We start from the raw sequence: 21,533 nt of genomic DNA, 5'->3' as shown, positions 1-21,533 counted from the left end.
TATCGACGGAAAGTTCAGGGAATCATCCTCGCCCTTCTTCCTTTATGGACGAAATAGGAATGCAACCATACATTCTATTCCTAGCGTCGTCAGGATGCTGGCACGTAAAGCAATTGACCAGCGTGCAGATCAGCCGGCGAGACTGCAAGTGCTGATGCGGGAAAGCGTTGCCGCTTGTCACCGTTTTTATAGACGAAGAGGAGACGTGTGGGGTGCTGCCGGTGCCAGGTATTTGCGTCCGAGTCGAGCGCTCCGACCTGCTGAGTCCCCAGTTTTTTTGTGAGTGCCGTGATGTCGTATCTGACCAGGTTCATCGCAGGCTCTCCACCCTGCAGGATGGCCATCCGGAAGTGATAGTAGGCGGCTTTGCTGTCCGCGGGGACGCCTTTACCGTCTCGTGCAAGGACGCCCAGCACGACTGAAGATTTCCAGTAACCTGCGCTCGCTGAGGTTTCCAGAAGGGATGGTCCCTCATTTGGAGACGTTGCAAGCTCGGGATGGTTGACCAGGAGCAGTCCCAGCGAGTGAATGGCTGGTATGTATCCGTCGGCGACAGATAAGCGCAAAAAAGCCTCGGCTTTGCGAAGGTCGTGCTGATGGTCGGCATCCACCGAGAAGAGTGTGCCGAGATTGTAGGAGGCGACAGGATCGTGCAGCTGCACGCCGGTTTTGTACCAAGTCTCGGCGGCGGCTTTGTCGTGTTTCACACCGATCCCGAAGTAATAGAGGTCACCAAGATAGCTAGCAGCGGCCCCGTCTCCCCTGCTGGCCGCTTCGTGAAAGAACTGTATGGCCAGCTCTTCATCTTTGGCGACGCCGAGGCCCCATAAGTACACTACGCCGAGGTTCACTTTGGCTCTGGTGAGGCCGGAGGCGGCGGCGAGTTGGTACCAGTGCAAGGCGCGTGCCCGATCGACCGGAACACCTATGCCGGCCTGATAGAAGAAGCCGATCTCACTTTCCGCCTCAGGATCTCCGGCTTCCGCGGCTTTTTGGTACCAGTACGCGGCCTGCTTTGCATCCTGGGTTACTCCGTTGCCTGTAAAGTAAGCCGCGGCCAGTTCAATTTGTTGAGAAGCGTAGCCCTTTTGAGCATCTGCCTTTAGCTGGGTGATATCGGTTCCCTCCGCTGAAGGCACATAATCTGCAAGTAGGACTACACCGATAGCGAGTAACAAGGCTCTTACGAGTTTTACGGAGACTAGGAGAGGGTCGCGAGTTATTCGAACCATGATTTTCCTCCAGTAGTGGATCTGGCCATGTCTCCGGGCTTTTTCAACTAACTACATCCCATGAAGCGTAGCCGGCGCTACCTAGACTTGCGGGATTACGGCAGATAATCAGCGAAGTTCCACGGTTATGGGGTGTCTCGTCACGTGTAAAGAAGGCTCTAACGACCCCAGTGTGTTATCGGTCACCACAAGGAGCAACTCGTCACATTAATTGGAATTATGTAATCGTGCCGCTCTAGCCTCCTTGATGATTTCGTTGCGAGACGGAACTGTAGTTATCGGTTCCGCTGAATTATTTTGCTAACAATAAGTCACTGGCCTCGACACAGGAGCTTACTGTGCAACCATACATCCGGAATATGTGCTGGCTAGCTCACATGTGACGGATAGCGGGGCGGAGTGACGAAGCTGGCCAAGCCCGAGAAGAATATGAGTCGACAATGAGAAGATGAACTCTCGAATCCTCTCTTCCGGCGACGCCTCCCATCGATCGTCAGTCATCAGTCCTCACCGCGCGGAGATTCGTCACCTGTGAATCGACCCGCGGATTCTGCCGTTTGTCACATTCTGTGCGACGCTCGTCACAACGCTGTTGTTGACTGCGGGAGTGTCGGCACATAATGCACTGCACCGGGCTGCGGGTTGCGAATCTGTTTACTTTGCAAGACGATCCATGCTCCCGGAGAGTGCAGAACAGTATGCGGCACAAGCAGTAACTGCCTTCGCTACGAGTGACTCAAGCGTTACTTGAAGTCAACGGGACGAAGGCCTTCAGGCCTCCCGATGTCGATGATTCGGAGTTGGAACGGAAGGCCGCCTGCGCACCAACACTTGAAGGGAGTCCAGCTATGTTCAGAAATATCTCAGTTCTCGCGTCGATTCTTTTCGCACTTCTTTTTCTGTCTGTTTCTCCAACCCCGCTAACAGCACAGACCGATTCCGGTATTGTGTCGGGATTAGCGGTCGATCAAAGCGGAGCTCTCGTCTCCGATGCAACGGTAACGCTCACCAATACGGGGACAAACGCTGAACGAACAGTGACTACGAATCACAACGGCGAGTACACGTTTCCCTCTGTGGCTGCCGGTATTTATACGGTCAGGGCGGACGCTTCGGGCTTTCAGCGGTTTGAGGCGCGGGTCGAAGTCACGGTTGGTGGGCATGCAACGGTTCCGATAAAGTTCGCTCTAAGTGGCGCGCAACAGACGGTGACCGTAATTGATCAGGGCGGGACGACTGTCAATACGCAGACTCAGGAGGTGTCGCAGGTCGTGAGCAGTGTCCAGGTCTCGGAACTGCCCAGCCTCACTCGCAATCCCTACGATTTTGTCTCGATCTCCGGCAACATCAGCTCGGGAGACAAAGTAGCGCAGAGTGGCGCGACAAAGACTACCGGCGACCAGAACGACACGACGCGCGGCGTTGGATTTTCGCTCAACGGTCAACGCTCCAGCGGCACAGAGATCCTTTTGGATGGGGTTGAGAATGTTGACTCCTATGTGACCGGACCTGAGGTCACGGTGCCGATCGATGCGGTGCAGGAGTATCGCATTACGACCAGCAACTTTGAGCCACAGTATGGTCGCGCGTCAGGCGGCATCGTCAGCGTCGTTACTAAATCGGGGACCAATCGATTTCACGGTGGCGCTTGGGAGTTCAATCGCCTGGCGGCCTACACCGCCAATACGGTTCAAAATGCGCAAAGCGGCGTACCGAAGGGCGGCTACACGCGCAACCAGTTTGGCTACGATGTAGGTGGACCGATCCTGAAAGATCGACTGTTCTTCTTCCAGAGCACTGAGTGGGTGCGGGTGCGTAGCGCGGGCAATCAGATCTCGCTGGTGCCGACGCCGCAGTTCCTGGCGGCGTCCAATTCTGCGACGCAGGCCTTCTTCACGCAGTATGGATCTCCGGCTCCAGCGTTTACCCAGACCTTGAGCAAGGACGACGTGGTGGCGTCGGGTGTGACTCCAACTTCGGGTGGACCGTTTGATCTTTTGCCTGGAGGCACGCCGGTATTCGGTGTAGCGCCGTTTACGTCTCCTACCAATGCCGGAGGCGGCGATCCGCAGAACACGTACTACTTGATTGGACGTGTGGATTTCAACGCGACTCCAAGAACTCAGATGTACGGGCGGTATGTCTTTTACAACGAACTCGATGAAAATGGTTCCATGTTCAGTACGCCGTACTCGCAATACAACGTTGGCAGTTCAGAACGAGACAACGCCGCCCTCTTCGGCCTGACCCACGAGTTTTCCGGTTCGCTGGTGTCCAGCACGAAGTTGAGTTTTACTCGTCACACGTTAAGTCAACCGTTCGATACATCGCAGCAAAACGTCCCTACCCTGTTTCTTTATAACAATGCGACGATCGGCGGGAACCTGGTTCAGTTTCCTGGCTTCTACAGTCAGTTTGAAGGAATAGGAGGACTTCCCTCTGGAGGACCACAGAATACTGTTCAGATCAGCCAGGACATTGATTGGACGAAGGGTCAACATTCCTTCAAGGCAGGTACTCAATTGCTGTACATCCAGAACAACATCACCTATGGCGCCTATGCGCAGGCAGTCGAGGGGATCGGTACAAGCGCTCCAACGGGCCTGGATAACTTTTTGAACGGCACGCTCTCGATCTTTGAGGGCGCCGTTGACCCACAAGGAGCGCTGCCTTGTGTACGAGACTACGCGACTGGCAATCTGGTCCAGACGCCGCAATGTCAGATCACTCTACCCGCGTCGCAACCGAACTTTGCCCACAGCGACCGGTTCAAGGATTGGGCGGTATATGCGCAGGATGCATGGAAGATCACTCCGCGCTTCACGCTCAATTATGGTGTGCGCTACGAGTATTACGGGATCCAGCACAATAATAAGCAGAACCTCGATGCTAACTTTTACTATGGCCGAGGTGCGACGCTTCAAGAGCAGATTCGCAATGGCCAGGTGTTCACGGCTCCTAATAGTCCCATCGGTAAATTGTGGAATCCGCAGTACGGCACTGTTGGACCTCGTGTCGGCTTTGCCTATGACATCAACGGCGATGGCAAGACAAGTCTGCGTGGTGGATACGGAATAGCCTACGAGAGGAACTTTGGAAACGTAACGTTCAATGTCATCCAGAATCCGCCCAACTACGCTGTGGTTCAGATCACGACACCCTCGCCCATCACGACGAACAACGCTGGTCCCATTGGCGGCTCCAGTGGAACGGTTCCGCTTCCGCCAACCAGCTTGAGAAATGTAGACGAAAACATTCGTACGGCGGCAACGCAGTTCTACAGCCTGACAGTAGAGAGGCAGCTCGCGAATAACGTGGTTGCATCCATCGCTTACGTTGGTTCACGCGGGACACATCTTTACGACGTCAAGGGCTACAACCTGCGTGGTGCCGGCAACGTCTATCTCGGCGACCCTGTTCAGGACGCTAGCGGCAACTTCATCTACTCGCGCCTGAACAATCAATATGGGTCGATCAATAACCGTGGCAGCGAGGGAGATTCTTACTACAATGGCTTGAACGTTGGCTTTCAGATGACAGATCTCGAACGCACAGGGCTCATTATCACAGCGAACTATACCGTAGCGCACTCGACCGACAATCTGAGCTCGACGTTCTCAGAGAGCAATAGCTCGGTCAACGGCATTGGCAATCTTGGCTATCTCGATCCGTTCAACCCTGGGCTGGACCATGGGGCCTCGGACTTTGACATCCGTCAACGATTCGTCTTCGCGCCGATCTACAAAACCCAATGGTTTAAAAATAATCGCTCCCTCACGGGGAGACTCCTGGGAGGATATGAGATCACTGGTATTTACACTGTCCGCACTGGAACGCCATTCACGGTCTCCGATAGCAGCAACTCGCTGAATCGCAGCGCCGGGGTCGGCATACCTCGCTACACGCCGGGCACAACCATCTCGAACTATAGCTTCACCAAAGCGAAAGCTAAGAATGGCTCCGGCGCCAACCTCTACGACCTTGTCTCTTTACCCGCAGCCGTAAGCTACGGCAATCCGGCTCTCGGTGGGATATCCGACTTCGGGCCATATCCCTCTGCGATGACCCATCGGAATGCGTTTTCCGGGCCTGGCGCATGGAACTTAGACCTTGCGGCAAGCAAAAGCCTTCTGATCAGAGAAGGCATCGAGATCGAGCTAAGAGCAGAAGGATTTGATCTGCTCAATCACCACAACCTGTACATCACGGAGTCCAATAACGACGTTAACAACTACGGCTACGACGGCGCAACCATCCCTATCCAGGCAAAGAAGGGTGGCGTCAATGGTGGAGCGAACGATGAGCGCCGCTTCGGTCAGTTTGCCCTGAAGGTTAAGTTCTGAGTTACACCGCCCGATGATCAATCGACCATCGTTCAGGCAAGCACCATGTCGGTCAAGATCCGGAATCAGTACTATGGATGGGGCAAGACGTAAGGCCGCCGACTATGCTCGGTACATCGCAACGATCATGATGGGCATTGCGATGCAGGCTGTGAACGACGCAGGCAGAGCCGAATTGACTCGTACGGTAGACATGGCACTTCAATTTCTCTCATTTTCTTCAGCCGTTTAATGCGCTTTCGCGGGTTTGTTCAAACCGATTAACTGATCGCGAGTTCGTTGGAGAATCTCTAGTGGAGCCGCGTTCGCCGGAGAACACCACACTGACTTCGCTTGAAAACTTTGTGCAGGATGTTTTTGCGGCTGCGTACCACGGGCCGGTCATTAGCGTTTAGGCTCAGCGCCCAGGTGGCGCCGGTTGCGCCTGTTTGCAGTCAGAATGCGAAGTATCCCTGGCCATGACCATGCGCTCAGCTGGCCCTCAATCAACAACTTGCCGGTCGTCTATTACTTCCGAACAACCGTCCGCCTCGGTTCTGGTGTTAGACTTCATCCACTAGCGTTTGGCGCCGTACTACGACTAAATGAGGGTGTCCGATCGATACGTTACTTCGTTATGGAGACCATCAAACATCCAGCCCGCCTGGTAGTTCGTGATACAGACCAGACGCAAACGGTAACCATCGACACCCTGCCCTTCACGATTGGCCGTCGGGCGGATCGCAATCTTTATCTCACCAACTCGCAGGTCTCACGCGAACACGCCAACATTTACGAGGACGCAGAAGGGTTCTTCATTCAGGACCTCGGCAGTCGCCACGGAACCTTCGTTAACGACATCCGCAAGGACACTGCACGCCTCCGCTCCGGAGATCACATCAAGCTCGGCCCATCCGGCGTCGCCCTCCTCTTTGTCACCTCCCCCGGCCACACGTCTACCATCGCTCTATTCCACCAGATGGCATCCGGAGTCTCCACTTCCGAGCTTCAGAAGCTCTCCCTCTTCCTCCAGGCTGCGCAGAGCTTCAACAACACCAGCGTGTTAGAAGACATTTTCAGCACGATGATTGAGTACACACTGCGACTCACCCAAGCAGAGCGCGGCTTTGTCTTCCTCGGCGACGGTCCCACTAGCCTCTCCCTCGAGTGTGGCTTCGATCGCGACGGCCAGCAAATCTTCGATGATACGAAGATCTCACGCTCAATCGTCCGCGATGCAGCCGAGTCCGGACAGGAGTATATTCTCGGCGATGTCAGTGGCGAAGGGCAGCCAGTCGGTCGCGAGAGCGTCGTCGCCCACGAGCTCCGCAGCGTCATCGCCATTCCGCTGCGTGGCCGCAACTCCGGCCGTCTTCTCGGCCTCCTCTACCTCGACAGCCGCCTCCGGAGTGGCACTCTCAACAGCGTCGACCGCGATATCCTCCTTGCCATCGCGACCGAGGCAGCAACTCTTGTTGAACATGCCCGCTTAGTTCAGGCCGAGCGCGCCGCCGAACTTCTCCGCAATGAGATGGAAATCGCTGCCTCGATCCAACAGAGCATCATCGCTCGCCATCTTCCAACCTTCCCTTACGCCAAGATCGCCGCGAAGACCATCCCTTGTGCAGAAGTCGGCGGCGATTTCTACGATGTCATTCCTTTGGAGGACGGCTTCGTCGCCATCGTCGCCGATGTTTCCGGCAAAGGGGTGCCTGCTGCCTTGCTCGCTTCGATTATCCAAGGCATGATGTACGCTCAGGCCCGAAGCAACATATCCCTGGTCGACACCGTCACCACCGTCCAATCCTTTCTGTGCTCCCGAGTTTACGGCCAGAAGTATGTAACCCTCGTGGCCCTCCGCTACAAACAAAATGGCGAGGTTGAATTAGTCAACGGCGGCCACGTCCCCCCTCTTCTCATTCGTGAAGACGGCACTATCACTCCCATTCTCGGCGGCGACGTCCCCGTCGGCCTTCTTCAAGACGCCGCTTTCCACTCCATCTCTTTTACTCTGCCCCTCCACGCACGTCTCGTGCTCCTGAGCGATGGCGTTACCGAAGCCGAAAACCCCACAGGTGTGCAATTCGGCTCCATCGAGCGCCAGCGCGAGTTTTCAGCCCCAGACCCCATCCAGGCCATCTTTGCTGCCATGTTCCGTTTCTGCGAGGGCGCCCCTACGGACGACGACTGCACCCTCCTGGTCATCGACAGAATCGCCTGACGCCCGAAGCAACAACGCGTCTGTTGGAGAAACCATGAAACTTCTGCTGAAATTCAACCTGATTGTCGTCGCCATTGTCGCCATCGGTCTAGCCATCGTCTCGTGTGTCGCTCACTCCTTCCTCGTCGACAATGCGCGAGCCCAGGTTCTGCAACAAGCCGAACTTATGATCCAGAGCGCAAGCTCCACACGCGACTACACCACGGAAGAACTCACACCAATCATCGTCACCGCCCCAGCCATGAGGCACACTTTTCTTCCGCAGGCCATTCCGTTTTATGGGGCGACGGTCACCTTCGCTCGCCTCCGCCAAAAGTTTCCCGACTACATGTACAAGGAAGCCACGCTCAACCCTACAAACCTTCAGGACCGTGCCGTCGATTGGGAGGCCGATGTCATAGATGCCTTTCGCAACAAGCCGGACGTGAAGGAGTTCGTCGGCGAGCGTGAAACCGCTACTGGCCCCTCGCTCTATCTAGCTCACCCTATCAAGACGGAGGCAAGCTGTCTGGAGTGCCACTCACTACCCTCGGCTGCTCCAAAAACCATGATCCAAAAGTACGGATCAACGAACGGTTTCGGGTGGAAACTAAACGAAATCGTTGGTGCCCAGATCGTCTCCGTGCCCATGGCCCTCCCTATCCAGATTGCATCGAGGGCCTTCAAGACACTCATCTGGTCTCTCGCCACGACGTTCGCTGCCATTCTGCTCGCAATCGATCTCGTGCTTTACTTCCTCATCATCCTGCCGTTGCGCAAGCTTTCCGCCGTCGCCGACCGTGTCAGTCTTGGCCAGCTCGACCAGGCCGAACTAGCCGTTCGCGGCAAGGATGAAATGGCACAGCTCACCGCATCCTTCAATCGTCTGGTAGTCACCGTCGTAAAGGCCTTGCGAATGCTCGGCTAACTACAACACGCCGCTCCTGCGAAACCGTCCACTCACCGAGGAGAGAAATCTCTGCCTAGCATCCTCTCTCTCAATCTCCTGCGCGACCTTCTCCACCAACGCCTGGAGATCATTCGTGCTGCTTGACGCGCGTTTTACCAGTACACCCGCGATCGGACCGACATAGTGGGCGAGCTTCAGCGTAATCTCGCTCAACTGATCTGGCTCGTACTTCGATGTCTCGCCAATCACTCCTCCCTGTGCGGCACCTGTCACCTCGGGCGTCGAAGGCGAAACAACCCTGAACTCTGAAGCCTGGCCCAGGTGTGACGCATCCAGCGCTGTAAGAAACTCTCTCGCGTTCTGCCACCGCTCCCGCTTCTCTTTAGCCAGCGCCTTCATCACTATTGCGGAAAACTCCGTCGGAATCAGCGGGTTAATATGGCTCGGAGATACCGGACGATGCTGCAGAAGCCCCCCGATCACCTGCGCGTAATTCGTGCCTTCAATCGGGAGTCTGCCCGTAATCATCTCGTACAGCGTCACACCCACCGCATACATATCCGACCGCGCATCGTGCCCTTCGCCCGATAGTTGCTCCGGCGCTATGTAATGCATCGATCCCACCAGCGCCCCGGTCATCGTCAACCGCGCTTCGGGGGCTGCTAGCGCCAGCCCAAAATCAAGCACCTTAACCTGTCCCCAGGGTGTGATCATAATGTTCGAAGGCTTGATGTCCCGATGAATTACTCCGCGCGAGTGCGCATAGTCCAAAGCTGTAAGCAGCTGCCGTACATAGGCTACCGCCTGGTCCAGCGTAATCCCCGCTGCCAGTGCATGCCGTAGATCCATCCCTTCCACATACTCCATAATCATCACAAGCTGCTCTTCGTGATGAAATGCGGTATGCAGCACGGAAATGTTCGGATGATTCAGTGTGGCCAGCACCCGAATCTCCTGGGTAAACCGATCCAGCATCTCCTGGCTCGCCGAAGAGGTCGCAAGCAGCACTTTCATTGCCTCTGTGCGGTTCGAGATCAGGTGACGCACACGAAACACCTTTCCCATACCGCCGTCGCCGAGCACATCGACTACCTCGTAGGACCCAACACGAGTTCCTGGAAGCCAAGCCATCGACCTCAGTTTATACGCTTCCGCACCAGCCAGTAGCTCCAACGAACACGCCCCATCCATCACTACAACGCGAAGGAGACTGAGGCCGAAGCTGGCACAGGCTCACTTATGTGCTGAAAAACACCTTAATGCAGCTTCAGCGCGACTGGGCCGAGGTTCGTAAAAAGAGACGGCTTCCTAAAACGAGTAGAGCCGAACTCAAATGGAACTCCGCAAAAAAGGAGAGCGGACACCATACAGTTGAAAGCTACGCACCATTGTCTTCGTGGAAAGAGACCAGGGCACTAGAAGCTGATCTTCAAAATCTGCCCGTTGTTGCCGACGAACCATCCGGCTTCTGGATTTGCGAAAGCGACCCCCCAATAACCACTCACATCCGGAAGTTTGATCCAGGTTTGTCCTTCATCGGGACTCCAGGCTGCTGCACCGGAGGTGAAGTTCGGCTGCGTCTCTGTCGTGATCACCACACTCCGGTCGGGTTCATGGTCGAAGTCGTCGCGATGGCGCCAATCATCCTTATGTTCAACGCCGCGCACATAGGCGAGACAGAAGATCGCTCCGGGAGTTGGGGGCTTGGTGGTAAGGGTCCACCGTTGGCCGCCGTTGTCCGACGTTGCGGCCTGAGCAGCACTGTTCGAGGTCAAGTCGCCGCCACCCACAATGCCATGCCAGGGATCACGGAAAGCTACCGAGAAGCCACCGGCATTGGCGTTGCTCACCAGCGGAGTGTCATAAGCATTCCAGGAGTAGCCACCATCCCGAGTCGCCAGTATCCGAGAGGTGCTTGAGCCACCGGTTGCGATCCAGGCGTTTTGCCATCCTTCCGTAGTGATGCAGGTGCCGCTGGACGAGAACGACGCTTCGCCTGGCAAAGCAGGTGGCATACTGCGGGCGATCGACTGCCAGGTCGAACCATCGCTGGTGCGAATGTCAGGAAATACTCCGTCAACTGAGTCGCTGTGCGCGATGCCGCGATCCGGCCCCCAGAACGCAAAGCAGTCATAGAAGGCGTTGGCCGTCTTATTCGTAAACTGAATGGTCCAGTGCGCGCCGGCGTCTTCCGTCTTGTAGATGCGAAAATCTCCGGTGTCATTCCCGATCGACATGAGATAAGCGACCCGATCGCTTACGCCTTGCACATCGCGGAATTGCAGACCTTCAGCTCCTGGCACGACTCCGGACTTCCAGGTCGAACCGCCATCGGTCGTAACCACGTACGTACCACCGGCTCCGGCCGCCCACACTACGCGGGAGTTTACTGGACTGACCGCAATCAGCAGTTGTGTCGTGCCGCTCTGCTGTGGAACAAGAGTGGGTTGATAATGACCCTTCCATGCTTCTTGCGCATACCCGACAGGTGCGGCGGTAATCAAGACAAGGAAAAACAGCAGACGCTTTGACATGGACTTCCTCCGTGAATCGCCGCTTCGAGTGGGAAGAAGTATAGGAACGCCAGAGGAGTCGCGTCAAATCAGGCACACTTGAGTCCTGCAGAAGTTTCGCGGCCAACATCATCGGGTGTTGAGGAGAGCGGAGTTATGGATCGCGGTACTCTCGGCGCTTGAGTTCGCGGAGTGCCTGCTCGTGGCCTTGGAGTGCAGCCTGACGAATCCAGTGGCGGGACTGGGTGTAGTCGTGCTCTACGCCCTGGCCGATGGCGTACAGGTGGCCAAGCTGGAACTGGGCTTCGGCGTTTCCATGATCGGCGGCTTTGCGATACCACGCGGCGGCCTGAGTGTAGCTGAGCGGGACGCCTTGGCCGGTGTAGTAGAGGTCGGCCAGCTTCTGCTGGGCTTCGGGAAAGTTCTGGGTGGCGGCCAGGCGATACCAGTGGGCAGCTTCAGTATTGCTTTGTGCGGCTCCCTCACCTTTGCGATACATAAGGCCGACGTTGTACTGCGCCCAGGCGAGGTTACTGTGAGCGGCGCGCTCGCACCATGCGAAAGCCTCAGAGAAGTTGTCGGCTGCGTAGAAGCGAAAGCTGAGGTTGGCCTGCGCGTAAGCGTGGCCCTGTTCGGCGGCCTTGCGCTCCCAATATGCGGCGTGAGTATCGTCTTGCGGCAGACCCTGACCCGCATCGTACAAAGTGCTGAGGAGGTACTGCGACTCGGCATGGCCTTGCTCGGCGGCAAGTCGGAAGCCGGCTGCGGCTTCGCCGAAGTTGCCAGAGTTGCAGTCGGTGACAGCCTGCCGGTAGTGCGGGTTGGAGGCTGCGTTGGCGGCATCGCGGCGGCCGCGGGCGATGATGCTGGAGCGCGTGGAATGGAGCGACAACGTGGCGCCGGAAGGAATGTGCTGCAGACCGGGTTTGGCTTTATCTTCCATCTTTATCTTCCATGCGCGTTGATCTGGCGGTCGATAAGCTCGAAGCGGCGCTTGGCATCGGCGATCTGCTCGCGAAGGCTGGCGGCAAGCTCGGTGAGGAGATCGCGGTGTTCGCCGGCGGCGGCTTCGGCGTCGAGGTGCAGTTGGGCTAGCTCGCCGGCGAGCAACGAGTGCCGCTCGGCATCGAGCGTTGCAATGTCTCGCTCGGCATGCTGGATCTGGCGCGTGATGCGGAGAAGCTCAGCAGCAGCGCCTTCGCCGGCGATGGAAGCGTTGATTTCGCGATGATCGTCAAGTAGACGCTGCAAGGTTTCGGTGTCGCCGCGGCTGTAAGCCTGATTGGCGCGGGCCATTAGCAGAGTGAAGTGCTTCTGCTCCGCGTCGTCGCGCGCGAAGTCGGGATGGATGCGCTTCGCGACATCGCGGAAGAGAGTCTTAAGGCTGGGCGGCGGGTCGAACTCTTCGGCTTCGCGGGCATCACCGAATGCGGCATCGTGGGTCTCCTGCGCGCGCTGGCGTGTCTCCTCAGCTCGGCGTCGGGCGGAGTCGGAGTCGTAGAGATCGACCTCGCGCTCGGCGATGCGCGCTTCGAGGTCGTCGAGTTCGGCGTAGAGAATGCCGACTTGGCGGAGGTAACGACCTTCGAAGGTCTTGAGCTGGGCTCGGATTTGAGCAAGCTCAGATTCGCGCTCGGCGAGCATCGTGCGGACAGTGGCAAGTTGCTCGCGCTTGTCGAGGAGCGCGGCGTCGTCAGGAGTCTGCTGGAGGATGATTTCGGCTGGCATACGGCTTCCCGTTAGGGCAAGTTCTAGTTTAGCGGAGCGGAGCGTCAACGACCGGATTGGGCTAGAACCGGAGCCTCACAGCTGGACTCGAAGGAAAAGAAGTTTGTCGCCAAAGCGACGGGCAACCCGGCGTATGCCCAGAGGTTTCTACTTTTTTGCCGTTGTACCGGCAAAGATTCGACGCGAACAAACTAGAGATGTCAGTAAGGCAGTTCCGCTGCTCACAGACGTGTCGTACCTTCCGCGCATCCTGCATAACGCGTACGCCGCGTCGGATACGGGTGCGCTAGTCGCCCCGCGTGGCACCGAGATTTCGCTCTCAACCCACTCATTCACTTAAAGCGGCAGCGATAGGTAACGATGAGACTGTGCGACGATGGGGAGCCAAGTTCAGCCTGGTCCATCCGTTCGGTTCGGATGTTGAAAAGGAGCCCCGATGACAGTAGCTCAGGTGTGGAAGAGTTCGAAGTTTACGATTGAACGCAATCAAGGCAAGACGCCCCGGACCGTCATCTTTCACTTGTCAGGGCCGTTTACGGCGCGGGACATGTACGGCACCCTCTCACCGAACGCACTTCGTAACACGTTCGAATCGGAGGAGGGCAACGATCAAGATGCTCTCCATATTTTGGACCTGACGGAGGTCCCCTACATGGATTCTGCGGGGCTTGGGCTGATCGTCAGCCACTATGTTCGGTGCCACGGCAGAGGAGTTCGGCTGGTTGTGGCCGGAGTAAGTCCGCGCGTGCTTCAACTGTTCGAGATGACTACCGTGGACAAATTCTTTCCCAGGGTCGCTACGGTTGAAGAGGCAGATCGGTTGTGAAGGCACGGGTGCTGGATCTGATTTAGATCGGGGTACTGGCACCCGGCTTCGGCTTTAGTTTTGTGGGTTGGGTTCGGTGGTGTTCTCGTCGTGATGGCCGTGGTGGAAGATTTTGCCGATGCCGCGGCCTGTGCCCTTGGCAACTTTGCCGGTGCCCTTGGCGGCGCCGACGCCTACGTCCTTTCCAGCTACGCCTGCACCTTTGCCGACATTGCCTGCAGCGTCGATGGGGTGGAGCGTGACGAGATCGCCGGCGCCTTTGCCTACACCCTCCGCTGCGGCTCCGGTTCCCTCGGCGGTACCCTTGCCGATGTCGCCGGCTCCGCTGCCTACGTCACCGCCGGGGCTGCGGGGCTGGGATGGAGCGGGGATGGTTTGGGTGGGCGTCGTCTGGGTGTTCTGGGCGGAAACGCTCCGGCTGGAGATGGCGAAGACTAAGGTGAGGAGCACGAGGGATGGCGTGGAGAATGTGTAGCGCACGGATGAGCCCTCCTGCTTGTTTAGATGCGTCGGGGAGGGGGTTGGAAGCGTGTTGCGCCGGGTGGGATTTGTGGTGAGGCGGACGACCGAGCCCGTCCGATTTAAGATTGCACGCGACTCCCTTGTTTCTTTCTTTTTCAAGGTTGCATGCGGGTGCGGGCGTCGCGGAGGTGGCCGGTGGCGGGTTCGTGGGTGCCGGCGAGGGCGAGGCCGAAGCGGGGCATGTTGGCGTAGATCGACTCGTACTGCCCGGCGGCGACCTGATAGGTTTCGTGCCAGATGCCGACGGAGCCGTCGTCGCCGACGCTCTGGTTGAAGGCCTTCCAGGCGGGGAGATGGGCGGCGTTGCGGGACTGAGCGTAGTCGACGAGCTGGTCGAAGCTGCGCCAGTACTGGGTCATCGTGACGCCGGGCCAGTAGAGGGAGGATTGGGCGCCGAGGAAGCCAAGCTGGGGGTTGGCGTAGAGTTCCTGGAGCATGGGGCCCATGGCTTTTGCAACGGGAATCCACTTGTTGAAGGCGAGCGGGTGGTTGATGCGAAAGCCGATGAGGAACATGACAAAGGGGCCTTCGACGCGGGTGGAGTAGCGGCCTGCGTGGATGGTAGGCATATGAGCAGGATTTTATAACCTGATCGAATGATCGGAGAGGATGAGTCGTATTCTGGTTGGTCGCATCCAACTTGCGAAATGGATTGGAGAGAGGGCGATATGAAGAAGGGTTATTGGGTGGTTGCGTACCATACGGTTGGGGACGAGGCGACGATGAAGAGCTATGTGGAATTGGCTAGAGCGGCGTTGGGGCCGTTTGGGGCGCGTGTTCTGGTGTCGCCGGGGAGTGCGGTTACGGCTTCCGAGGCCGGGTTGAAGCAGATGACGGTGGTGGTGGAGTTTGATAGCTACGCGGATGCTTTGGCTGCTCATGACAGCGCGGATTATAAGAAGGCTCTGGACGCGCTTGGGCCGGACGTGAAGAGAGACTTCCGGATCGCTGAGGGAGCTTGATCGGATTGGAAGTTTTTTTGAGGGGTGAGTTTGTGGTGTTTTGTTGAGGGGTGTAGGTGTAGGAGTCGCCGGTAATGGTGAAGAGGTCGGTGGTGTCGGCGTGGGCGGCGCGGGGGAGGATCAGGGCAGAGGCCAAGAGCGGTAGGGCGAAGGGAGCGTTGCGCATGGAGGGATTCCCTTCTCGGATTGGTGTGAGGTGAGGGTGCGCTCGCTTTTGGGGGGCGTCAAGTGAATTATGTGGGGGGAAGAGGGTGCGGAATGCTCACACGTGCGCGACTATGTGATGGCGAGAGGCGGTCCGACGAGTTCCATGCCATAGGCTCGCATCTTTTCAGCGTTGTTGACGTACGTTGTTCGACCGCCTGCGCGGTCACGGGTGTCGAAGAACTCTTCCATTCTGCCGGCGGGGGCGTAGGTGATGAGGAAGCGTCCGGAGCCTTCTCCGACGAAGGCGAAGGCATGGGGAATGCCGCGGGGACCGAGGACAGAGTCGCCTGCTTTGAGGTGGTGGAGGTTGCCGCCGACCTCGACGAGGTATTCGCCATCGAGGACGTAGAACCACTCGTCTTCTACGTGGTGAAGGTGGCGGGGTGGACCACCCTTGCTGGTGTGACGGTGCTCCATGGCAAAGAAGTCACCACGACAGTCTTTGGAGGAGACTTTGAAGGTGGTGGTGCCGTTGGGGATAACGCGTTTGAAGTCATAGCGGTCTCCGCCGCTGAGGACGGGAGCGGCGGCCTGTGGTTGGGTGGCGGGTGGGGACTGGAGGGTTTTGGCGAACAGGCTCGAGGGAAGGGCTGCGGCTGCGAGTTGGAGGAACGAGCGGCGTTTGAGCAGGGTCATCGGTCAGGTCCTCTTTGGGTTTTGGAGTGAGTATAGACCGGTTGAGGAATAGAGCTGATTAGCAATGGAGGATGGAGCACCCGTCGGTTCGAGCTTCGCTCGAAGGCCCACTCATGCGATGAAGCTGCATGAATGGGGTACCCGGTCGTTCCCGTAGTCGAGTGGAGCGAATCCCTGGGCGGGGTCAAGGAAGTTTGTCGATCCGGCGACGGCAATGTTCAAGTCTCCAGCACGGAGGTTCCGATCAGGTCAGCGTGTGCCAAGGCAGGGCAGACGGCGAGTGCGGCGACGAGCACTGAAAGAATCTTTTTCATTGTGAGTGAGCCTCGATCCCGATGGGTAGCAATCGATGGTCCATCTGTTCGCTGACTAACCATTTTAAGAAGTGACTTTGAAATGAATAGGTTGCGGCTGAAGCCTTAAACGCGTCTTCGGTGGCCGCGACTGTCCCATGCACTGTCCTGCATCTGGGGAGGGAGAGAAGTACCTATTCTTTTTCTATTCATACTGAGTTCGACAGAGCGCTGGGAAATTCTGTCGACACTTTTCGTCTGCTCATGGATCAAAGAGGAATCGGAGGAGGAACTCAATGAATGATTCGGGTTTGGAGAAGAAGAGATGTTGAACGGCAGGATCGTCATCTATGGGCGCGCGAATTCGGCCGCGGGCTACAAGATACGCGACTTCCTAACTCGTAATTGCTGTGAGTATGACTGGGTGGAACTGAATACGGATGAGGAAGCCCGCAAGCTGGCTGGAATCTCAGGAGTCGCAGACCCTCTACTTCCTGTCTGCGTTCTTAGCCAGAAGACGAAGCTCTATTGTCCTAGTCTGCGCGACCTGGCGGTGGCTCTGCAGTGGTTCAAAGGACCGAAGTACGAATGCTATGATTTGGCGATTTTTGGCGCGGGACCAGCAGGTTTGAGTGCCGCTCTCTATGGGGCCTCGGAGGGACTACGCACGATACTTGTCGAGAAGATCGCCGTCGGTGGGCAGGCTGGCAGCACCTCGAAGATTGAGAACTACATGGGGTTTCCGGATGGGATCAGCGGATGGGAGCTCGCAAGCAGGGCACGTCAACAGGCAATAAAACTGGGAGCGGAGATCATCGTAGGGCTCGAGGGAGTGGCAGGAGAGCATCAGGATGGCTGGCAGTTCAGCTGGTTCGCGAGTGGGGAACAGATCGCTTCGAAGGCTACGATTTGCGCGACTGGCATCGAGTACTCACGGCTTGGGTTGGAACGAGAGGATTATTTTCTGAATCGCGGTCTCTATTACGGTGCCGGCTCGAGCGAAGCTGATATCTGCAAGGGGCATGTCGTGATTGTGGGGGGCGGGAACTCTGCTGGCCAGGCTGCGTTGAACTTCGCGCGGAAGACACAGGTAACAATGCTTGTCCGAGGGGAGAGCTTGAAGAACACGCTTTCGACATATCTGTTGGAGCGCATTGAAGACACGACGTCGATTACGGTGCTGACGAGGACCACGTTAACTAATCTCGAAGGGGATGATGCGCTGGAAAGCATTACTTATCGCGATGAAGCTGGCAACACTGCATCTATCGAGACGCATAGCGTCTTCGTTTGTATCGGAGGCAGGCCTCGCCTCGACTGGGCAAAACCTGGGGTGCTGCATTGCGACCCAGCGGGCTACATTCTGACGGGCCCGGATCTCGACCGGTCGAGCCTGTCAGCGGAGATGTGGACGGATGGTCGAGCGCCACTCTTTATGGAATCAAGCATTCCAGGCCTGTTTGCCGCAGGAGATGTCCGCCATAACTCGACGAAAAGGTGCGCTGCAGCAGCGGGAGACGGTGCAACCGCAGTCTCTATGGCTCATCAATTTCTGATCTCAGTGAAACATCAACTTCTAGGGCGATAGTGCGCGGTCTACTTTGAGCTAACTCTCTTAGGAGATGAGATTTGGAGGCTGGCATTAAGGACCTAAGCGGCTTCTCTATCTCAGCGCCCACCCTTCGCAAGATCGCGACGGCGGGGCACTCGGCTCTGGCTTTGGGGGAGTCAAGTGAATTTATTCGCGGGAAGCGGAGGGTGAATTTTGGTGTGGGAAGCCGGATATTTTTGGGGGGTGGGGTTTGTGGTGTTTTGTTGGGGTTTTTGCGAAAAATGGGTGTTTTGATCGTGGTTTTTTGGTGGTGTAAACGTGGTGGCTTGGTGGTGAAACATGGTGTTTTAGCAGTCAGTTTTTTGGCTTCGAAAGATGCGCCATGATTTGTAAGTTTATTTTTTGGGGTTCCCGTTTTGGGAATGCGAGACGGCCCCTGATGCGCGTTCGCGTCAGATGGGCATCCGGCAACGGTTCGGGGTTACTCCGGGATTCTGAAGTCGTAGACTCTTCCGGTGGCGGCGCCTCCCGATCGGGCTCCTCCTGTGGAACCTCCGGCCATGTTTGCCTGCTGGCCAGTGCCCATGAAGAAGGCGTACTCTCCTGGCTTCATGGATGCGTCCAGCTTGATTTTGTAGGTTCTGATTCCAGCGTGCTCTGCGGTGAAGGCGACCTCCTTGTCGCGCTTGACGCCTGATTTACCGCCGGTGACACCGCCGAAGCTTCCTATCTGGAACTCCCTGCGGTTGCCCTTCTTTTCGAGGGTGATCAGGACGAAGTCGGATGCGCTGGCACCATCAGGGACGTAGAGGTAGAAGACGGGTTGGCGGTCGTTGATGATGTTCTTCGATTGGGGGCCGTTGAGGTAGGCGTCCCAGTGTTCGTTGCGCATGCCGTAGGTGAACATGCTGCCGGCTTTGCCGCCGACCTTTGCCTGGCTGATTGCCTGTCCCTCGATGAGGACGAATGCGTTGCTGTTCTTCCAGTAAACGCCGACCTCCGGGGGCGGGAGGGTGGGGTCGTTCGAGATGGGGGTGGCGGCGACTACGACCGGGGCAGCGGGGGGAGTGGGGTTGATCATCACCTTGATGACTTCGTCCGAGACCCTGGCGGCCTTGAGCTCCTTGAGGCTGTCGACGCTGGTGTCGAACTGCAGGGTTCCTCCGGCAGAGGCGGAGCGGATTTTAGCGATGATGATGTCGTCGGAGAGACCGAGGGCGGCCATGTCGATGACGTCTTTGTTGGTGATTCTTTTGCCGAGTTGTTGGCTCCATGTTGCTGGGAGGATGAAAAGGAGCAGAGCCGCAAGCAGAAAGGTGCGTCGTTTCATGGGACCTCCTGACAAACTTCAGGTCGTGGCCCGGAGCCCCTTGTGTTGTTGGTCTAGAAATTTAGCACAGTTGTCCTGGGAGAGCGCGGAGATTGGTTCTGCGGGTGAGCGGTTCGAGCTTTGCTCGAATGCCCGCTCATGCGATGAGAGTGCAGGAGTGGGGTATCCGGCTGTTCGCCGCTATCTTTACCGTTATCATGGGTGGAAGTGTCAGTCAGGCACGAAGTCTTATCAGCTGCTTCGGCTTGGAAGAGAAATCTGAACGTCTTTCAACCAATTCCGTACCCAGAGGAGACTCTTATGCCGTTTGCTCGTATCGATCTGCTTAAAGGAAAGACTGCCGAGTATCGCGCCACTGTGGCCGATGTTGTGTATCAAGGGATCGTCGATGTCCTGAAGGCGCCGGACGGCGACCGCTTCATCGTCATCGGCGAGCATACCCCCGACAATTTGATTTACGACCCCAAGTTCCTCGGCTGGGATCGGTCGCCTGACTTCATGTTGATCCAAGTGACCAGCACTGTCGGAAATAACAAGGAATCGAAGCTTGCCTTCTACCGATATATCGCCGACGAACTTAAGAGCAAGCTATCCGTGCGCCCTGATGACATCATGATCAACATGGTCTTCGTTGACCGCTCAGATTGGTCATTCGGCAATGGCGAGCCGTGGGTTTAAGTTCGCGCTAAAGCGCGAATGCACACTCATGCGATGAGACTGCATGAATGGGGCACCCGAGGATGGATTGGGCCCACGATAGGAGCTCGAGTTCATGTATGGCCCCCCCACCCGCCTTGTAAAAAGGAAAATAATTAACTTCTTAGAATGAACGACTTATGAGATAACGGTCGGGAAAATGGGTCGGAATGAGCCTGTCAAGGGCCCGCTGCCATCATCTCTTTTTTTATCAGCAAGATACAGCTGGCACATTAGTTTCATTCAACCTCATATAATTGAGTTAATCGATGTAAAACCGATAATGAGGGTATTATTCCTCGACGGGGAAATCTAGAGAAAGCTTGCGGCGGCCCGTGCCGTCCTAAAATTCGTGTATTCATGCCACTCGCTGAACGTAGAGAAGTTTATGAAGCGATAGAAGTTTATCGAAAGCGCCCGTTGATCGTTCTTGCGACTAGTACACGTCACAATGTTAATGCGCTCTTAGCAAGCGATATCGTTCGAGAACTAATTGATCAAATCGACGCAATCAAGAATGGGGATTCAATCGATGTCCTTCTCCACAGCACCGGAGGAGATGCACTCGCAGCCTGGAAGCTAATGTCAATCTTGCGCGAGCGGTTTAAAAAGATTGGCGTATTAGTGCCTTTCATGGCCTTCAGCGCAGCTACTATTTTTGCTCTCGGGGCGGACGAAATCGTAATGCATCCGCATGCGTCGCTCGGCCCTATCGATCCCCAGATCACAGTCACTAATAATGGACAAACGAGACAATTTGCCTACGAAGACGTGGGAGCGTTTTTGCGGTTTCTTCGGGATGAAGTTGAGGTCAGTGAACAACAACACACGACGGCTCTTGTAGAGAAACTCTTTGCCGCCGTTGATCCGATTCACATTGGCAGCGCGAAAAGGGCCAGCGAACTCGCCTCACAAATCGGCGAACGTCTTTTAAAGCTACATATGTCTGATGAGGACAAAGCTAAAGCTCATGAGATCGCCAAGGATCTCAACAAAAGTTTTTTTGCACATGGGGACGCAGTATCTCGATCAAGGGCGAAGGAGCTACATCTCAAAGTTGCTGAATCTGATCCGGAGCTCGAGGCGCTCATTTGGAAAGCGTACGAAAGAATTGAAGAGTATATGGAAATCCGCAAACCTTTTATTCCTATAGAACATTGCTTGGCCGATGCGAACGCTGCTGCTGCTTTGGCTCCAACCGCTGGGCCAAGCATTCCGTCTAATGCTCCTCCTCAGGTCGTTCAAGCGATCTGGCAAAACGCAATACAGATTGCTGCTCAGACGCCAAAACAGCCTGTAGAAGTGTCATATCGACTTGTGGGCGCAATTTCTGAGAGTACTAGGACCGCATCGTGTTTTGCTGTTTCAGGTGCCTTAATGCCTGTTCGGGGAGCAAATAACGAGATTTCGATCACAAGAATCGATAAAAAAGTTGGGTGGGAACCAGTTTCTGCATAAAAAAGAGGGCAAATGAGAGAAAACTCATGGGATGATTCTTTTAGTGGCGCAAAAAGTGTTACAGACATTTGCGCATCTGTCGATATAGTATCTGCGTCTATAAAAGAGTACGAGGAGGTAACTATGTATACCGTAAATGGGATTCC

At 56.3% G+C, this 21,533-nt stretch carries 18 protein-coding genes; 9 read left to right on the top strand and 9 right to left on the bottom strand.

What is annotated here, in order from left to right; all coding sequences use genetic code 11:
• Positions 1-89: 89 nt before the first annotated feature.
• Positions 90-1,232, bottom strand: a complete 1,143-nt coding sequence (locus HDF10_RS07995; RefSeq protein WP_183812251.1) for a tetratricopeptide repeat protein — start codon at positions 1,230-1,232, stop codon at positions 90-92.
• Between the two features lie 848 nt (positions 1,233-2,080).
• On the opposite strand from HDF10_RS07995, the gene HDF10_RS07990 reads away from it, so the two are divergent.
• The 3 genes from HDF10_RS07990 (at position 2,081) to HDF10_RS07980 (ending at position 8,682) form a co-directional block, all read left to right on the top strand.
• Positions 2,081-5,575: a TonB-dependent receptor gene (locus tag HDF10_RS07990; protein WP_183812250.1), complete on the top strand. Its 3,495-nt coding sequence runs from the start codon at positions 2,081-2,083 to the stop codon at positions 5,573-5,575.
• Positions 5,576-6,191: 616 nt separating this feature from the next.
• A complete protein-coding gene (locus HDF10_RS07985; protein WP_183812249.1) occupies positions 6,192-7,775 on the top strand; it encodes a SpoIIE family protein phosphatase in 1,584 nt (527 codons plus the stop codon).
• A gap of 34 nt (positions 7,776-7,809) precedes the next feature.
• Entirely contained in the window at positions 7,810-8,682 is an 873-nt protein-coding gene (locus tag HDF10_RS07980) for a c-type heme family protein (protein ID WP_183812248.1), read from the top strand.
• On the opposite strand, the gene HDF10_RS07975 is transcribed toward HDF10_RS07980, so the two are convergent.
• From HDF10_RS07975 to HDF10_RS07960, 4 genes are all read right to left on the bottom strand, one after another.
• Positions 8,683-9,795, bottom strand: coding sequence for a serine/threonine protein kinase (locus HDF10_RS07975; protein WP_183812247.1), 1,113 nt, complete (start codon positions 9,793-9,795; stop codon positions 8,683-8,685). It abuts the gene before it with no gap.
• A 284-nt stretch (positions 9,796-10,079) separates the two neighbouring features.
• Positions 10,080-11,198 carry a WD40/YVTN/BNR-like repeat-containing protein gene (locus HDF10_RS07970; RefSeq protein WP_183812246.1) on the bottom strand — a complete coding sequence of 373 codons (1,119 nt, stop codon included), beginning with the start codon at positions 11,196-11,198 and terminating at the stop codon, positions 10,080-10,082.
• Between the two features lie 133 nt (positions 11,199-11,331).
• Complete coding sequence (locus HDF10_RS07965) at positions 11,332-12,120, bottom strand: tetratricopeptide repeat protein (RefSeq protein WP_183812244.1); 789 nt, start codon at positions 12,118-12,120, stop codon at positions 11,332-11,334.
• 2 nt (positions 12,121-12,122) lie between these two features.
• Positions 12,123-12,905: a coiled-coil domain-containing protein gene (locus HDF10_RS07960; protein WP_183812242.1), complete on the bottom strand. Its 783-nt coding sequence runs from the start codon at positions 12,903-12,905 to the stop codon at positions 12,123-12,125.
• A 436-nt stretch (positions 12,906-13,341) separates the two neighbouring features.
• Here HDF10_RS07960 and HDF10_RS07955 point away from each other — a divergent pair, with 436 nt between their 5' ends.
• Positions 13,342-13,731: an STAS domain-containing protein gene (locus HDF10_RS07955; protein ID WP_183812240.1), complete on the top strand. Its 390-nt coding sequence runs from the start codon at positions 13,342-13,344 to the stop codon at positions 13,729-13,731.
• Between the two features lie 54 nt (positions 13,732-13,785).
• Here HDF10_RS07955 and HDF10_RS07950 read toward each other — a convergent pair whose 3' ends face one another.
• Both HDF10_RS07950 and HDF10_RS07945 read right to left on the bottom strand, forming a co-directional pair.
• Positions 13,786-14,211: a hypothetical protein gene (locus HDF10_RS07950; protein WP_183812238.1), complete on the bottom strand. Its 426-nt coding sequence runs from the start codon at positions 14,209-14,211 to the stop codon at positions 13,786-13,788.
• A 137-nt stretch (positions 14,212-14,348) separates the two neighbouring features.
• Positions 14,349-14,822 carry a DUF4188 domain-containing protein gene (locus tag HDF10_RS07945; protein ID WP_183812236.1) on the bottom strand — a complete coding sequence of 158 codons (474 nt, stop codon included), beginning with the start codon at positions 14,820-14,822 and terminating at the stop codon, positions 14,349-14,351.
• A gap of 99 nt (positions 14,823-14,921) precedes the next feature.
• Between HDF10_RS07945 and HDF10_RS07940 the strand changes: the two genes are divergently transcribed.
• Positions 14,922-15,215: a DUF1330 domain-containing protein gene (locus tag HDF10_RS07940; protein ID WP_183812233.1), complete on the top strand. Its 294-nt coding sequence runs from the start codon at positions 14,922-14,924 to the stop codon at positions 15,213-15,215.
• Positions 15,216-15,491: 276 nt separating this feature from the next.
• Here the strand turns inward: HDF10_RS07940 and HDF10_RS07935 are convergent, their stop codons facing one another.
• Positions 15,492-16,058 carry a cupin domain-containing protein gene (locus HDF10_RS07935; protein WP_183812231.1) on the bottom strand — a complete coding sequence of 189 codons (567 nt, stop codon included), beginning with the start codon at positions 16,056-16,058 and terminating at the stop codon, positions 15,492-15,494.
• A gap of 618 nt (positions 16,059-16,676) precedes the next feature.
• Here HDF10_RS07935 and HDF10_RS07930 point away from each other — a divergent pair.
• Complete coding sequence (locus HDF10_RS07930; RefSeq protein WP_183812229.1) at positions 16,677-17,939, top strand: NAD(P)/FAD-dependent oxidoreductase; 1,263 nt, start codon at positions 16,677-16,679, stop codon at positions 17,937-17,939.
• Between the two features lie 41 nt (positions 17,940-17,980).
• Positions 17,981-18,289: a hypothetical protein gene (locus HDF10_RS07925; protein ID WP_183812227.1), complete on the top strand. Its 309-nt coding sequence runs from the start codon at positions 17,981-17,983 to the stop codon at positions 18,287-18,289.
• Positions 18,290-18,384: 95 nt separating this feature from the next.
• Here the strand turns inward: HDF10_RS07925 and HDF10_RS07920 are convergent, their stop codons facing one another.
• Positions 18,385-19,233, bottom strand: a complete 849-nt coding sequence (locus tag HDF10_RS07920) for a hypothetical protein (RefSeq protein WP_183812226.1) — start codon at positions 19,231-19,233, stop codon at positions 18,385-18,387.
• A gap of 300 nt (positions 19,234-19,533) precedes the next feature.
• Between HDF10_RS07920 and HDF10_RS07915 the strand changes: the two genes are divergently transcribed.
• Both HDF10_RS07915 and HDF10_RS07910 read left to right on the top strand, forming a co-directional pair.
• Positions 19,534-19,911 (top strand): tautomerase family protein, encoded by a 378-nt coding sequence (locus HDF10_RS07915; protein WP_183812225.1) that lies wholly within the window; start codon positions 19,534-19,536, stop codon positions 19,909-19,911.
• Between the two features lie 378 nt (positions 19,912-20,289).
• Positions 20,290-21,387 (top strand): SDH family Clp fold serine proteinase, encoded by a 1,098-nt coding sequence (locus HDF10_RS07910; protein ID WP_183812224.1) that lies wholly within the window; start codon positions 20,290-20,292, stop codon positions 21,385-21,387.
• Positions 21,388-21,533 lie beyond the last annotated feature (146 nt).

This window comes from Tunturiibacter empetritectus (assembly GCF_014201375.1).
Lineage (GTDB): Bacteria > Acidobacteriota > Terriglobia > Terriglobales > Acidobacteriaceae > Edaphobacter > Edaphobacter lichenicola_D.
The sequence above is the reverse complement of the archived record's forward strand: the minus strand, read 5'-3'. Positions and strand labels throughout refer to the sequence as shown.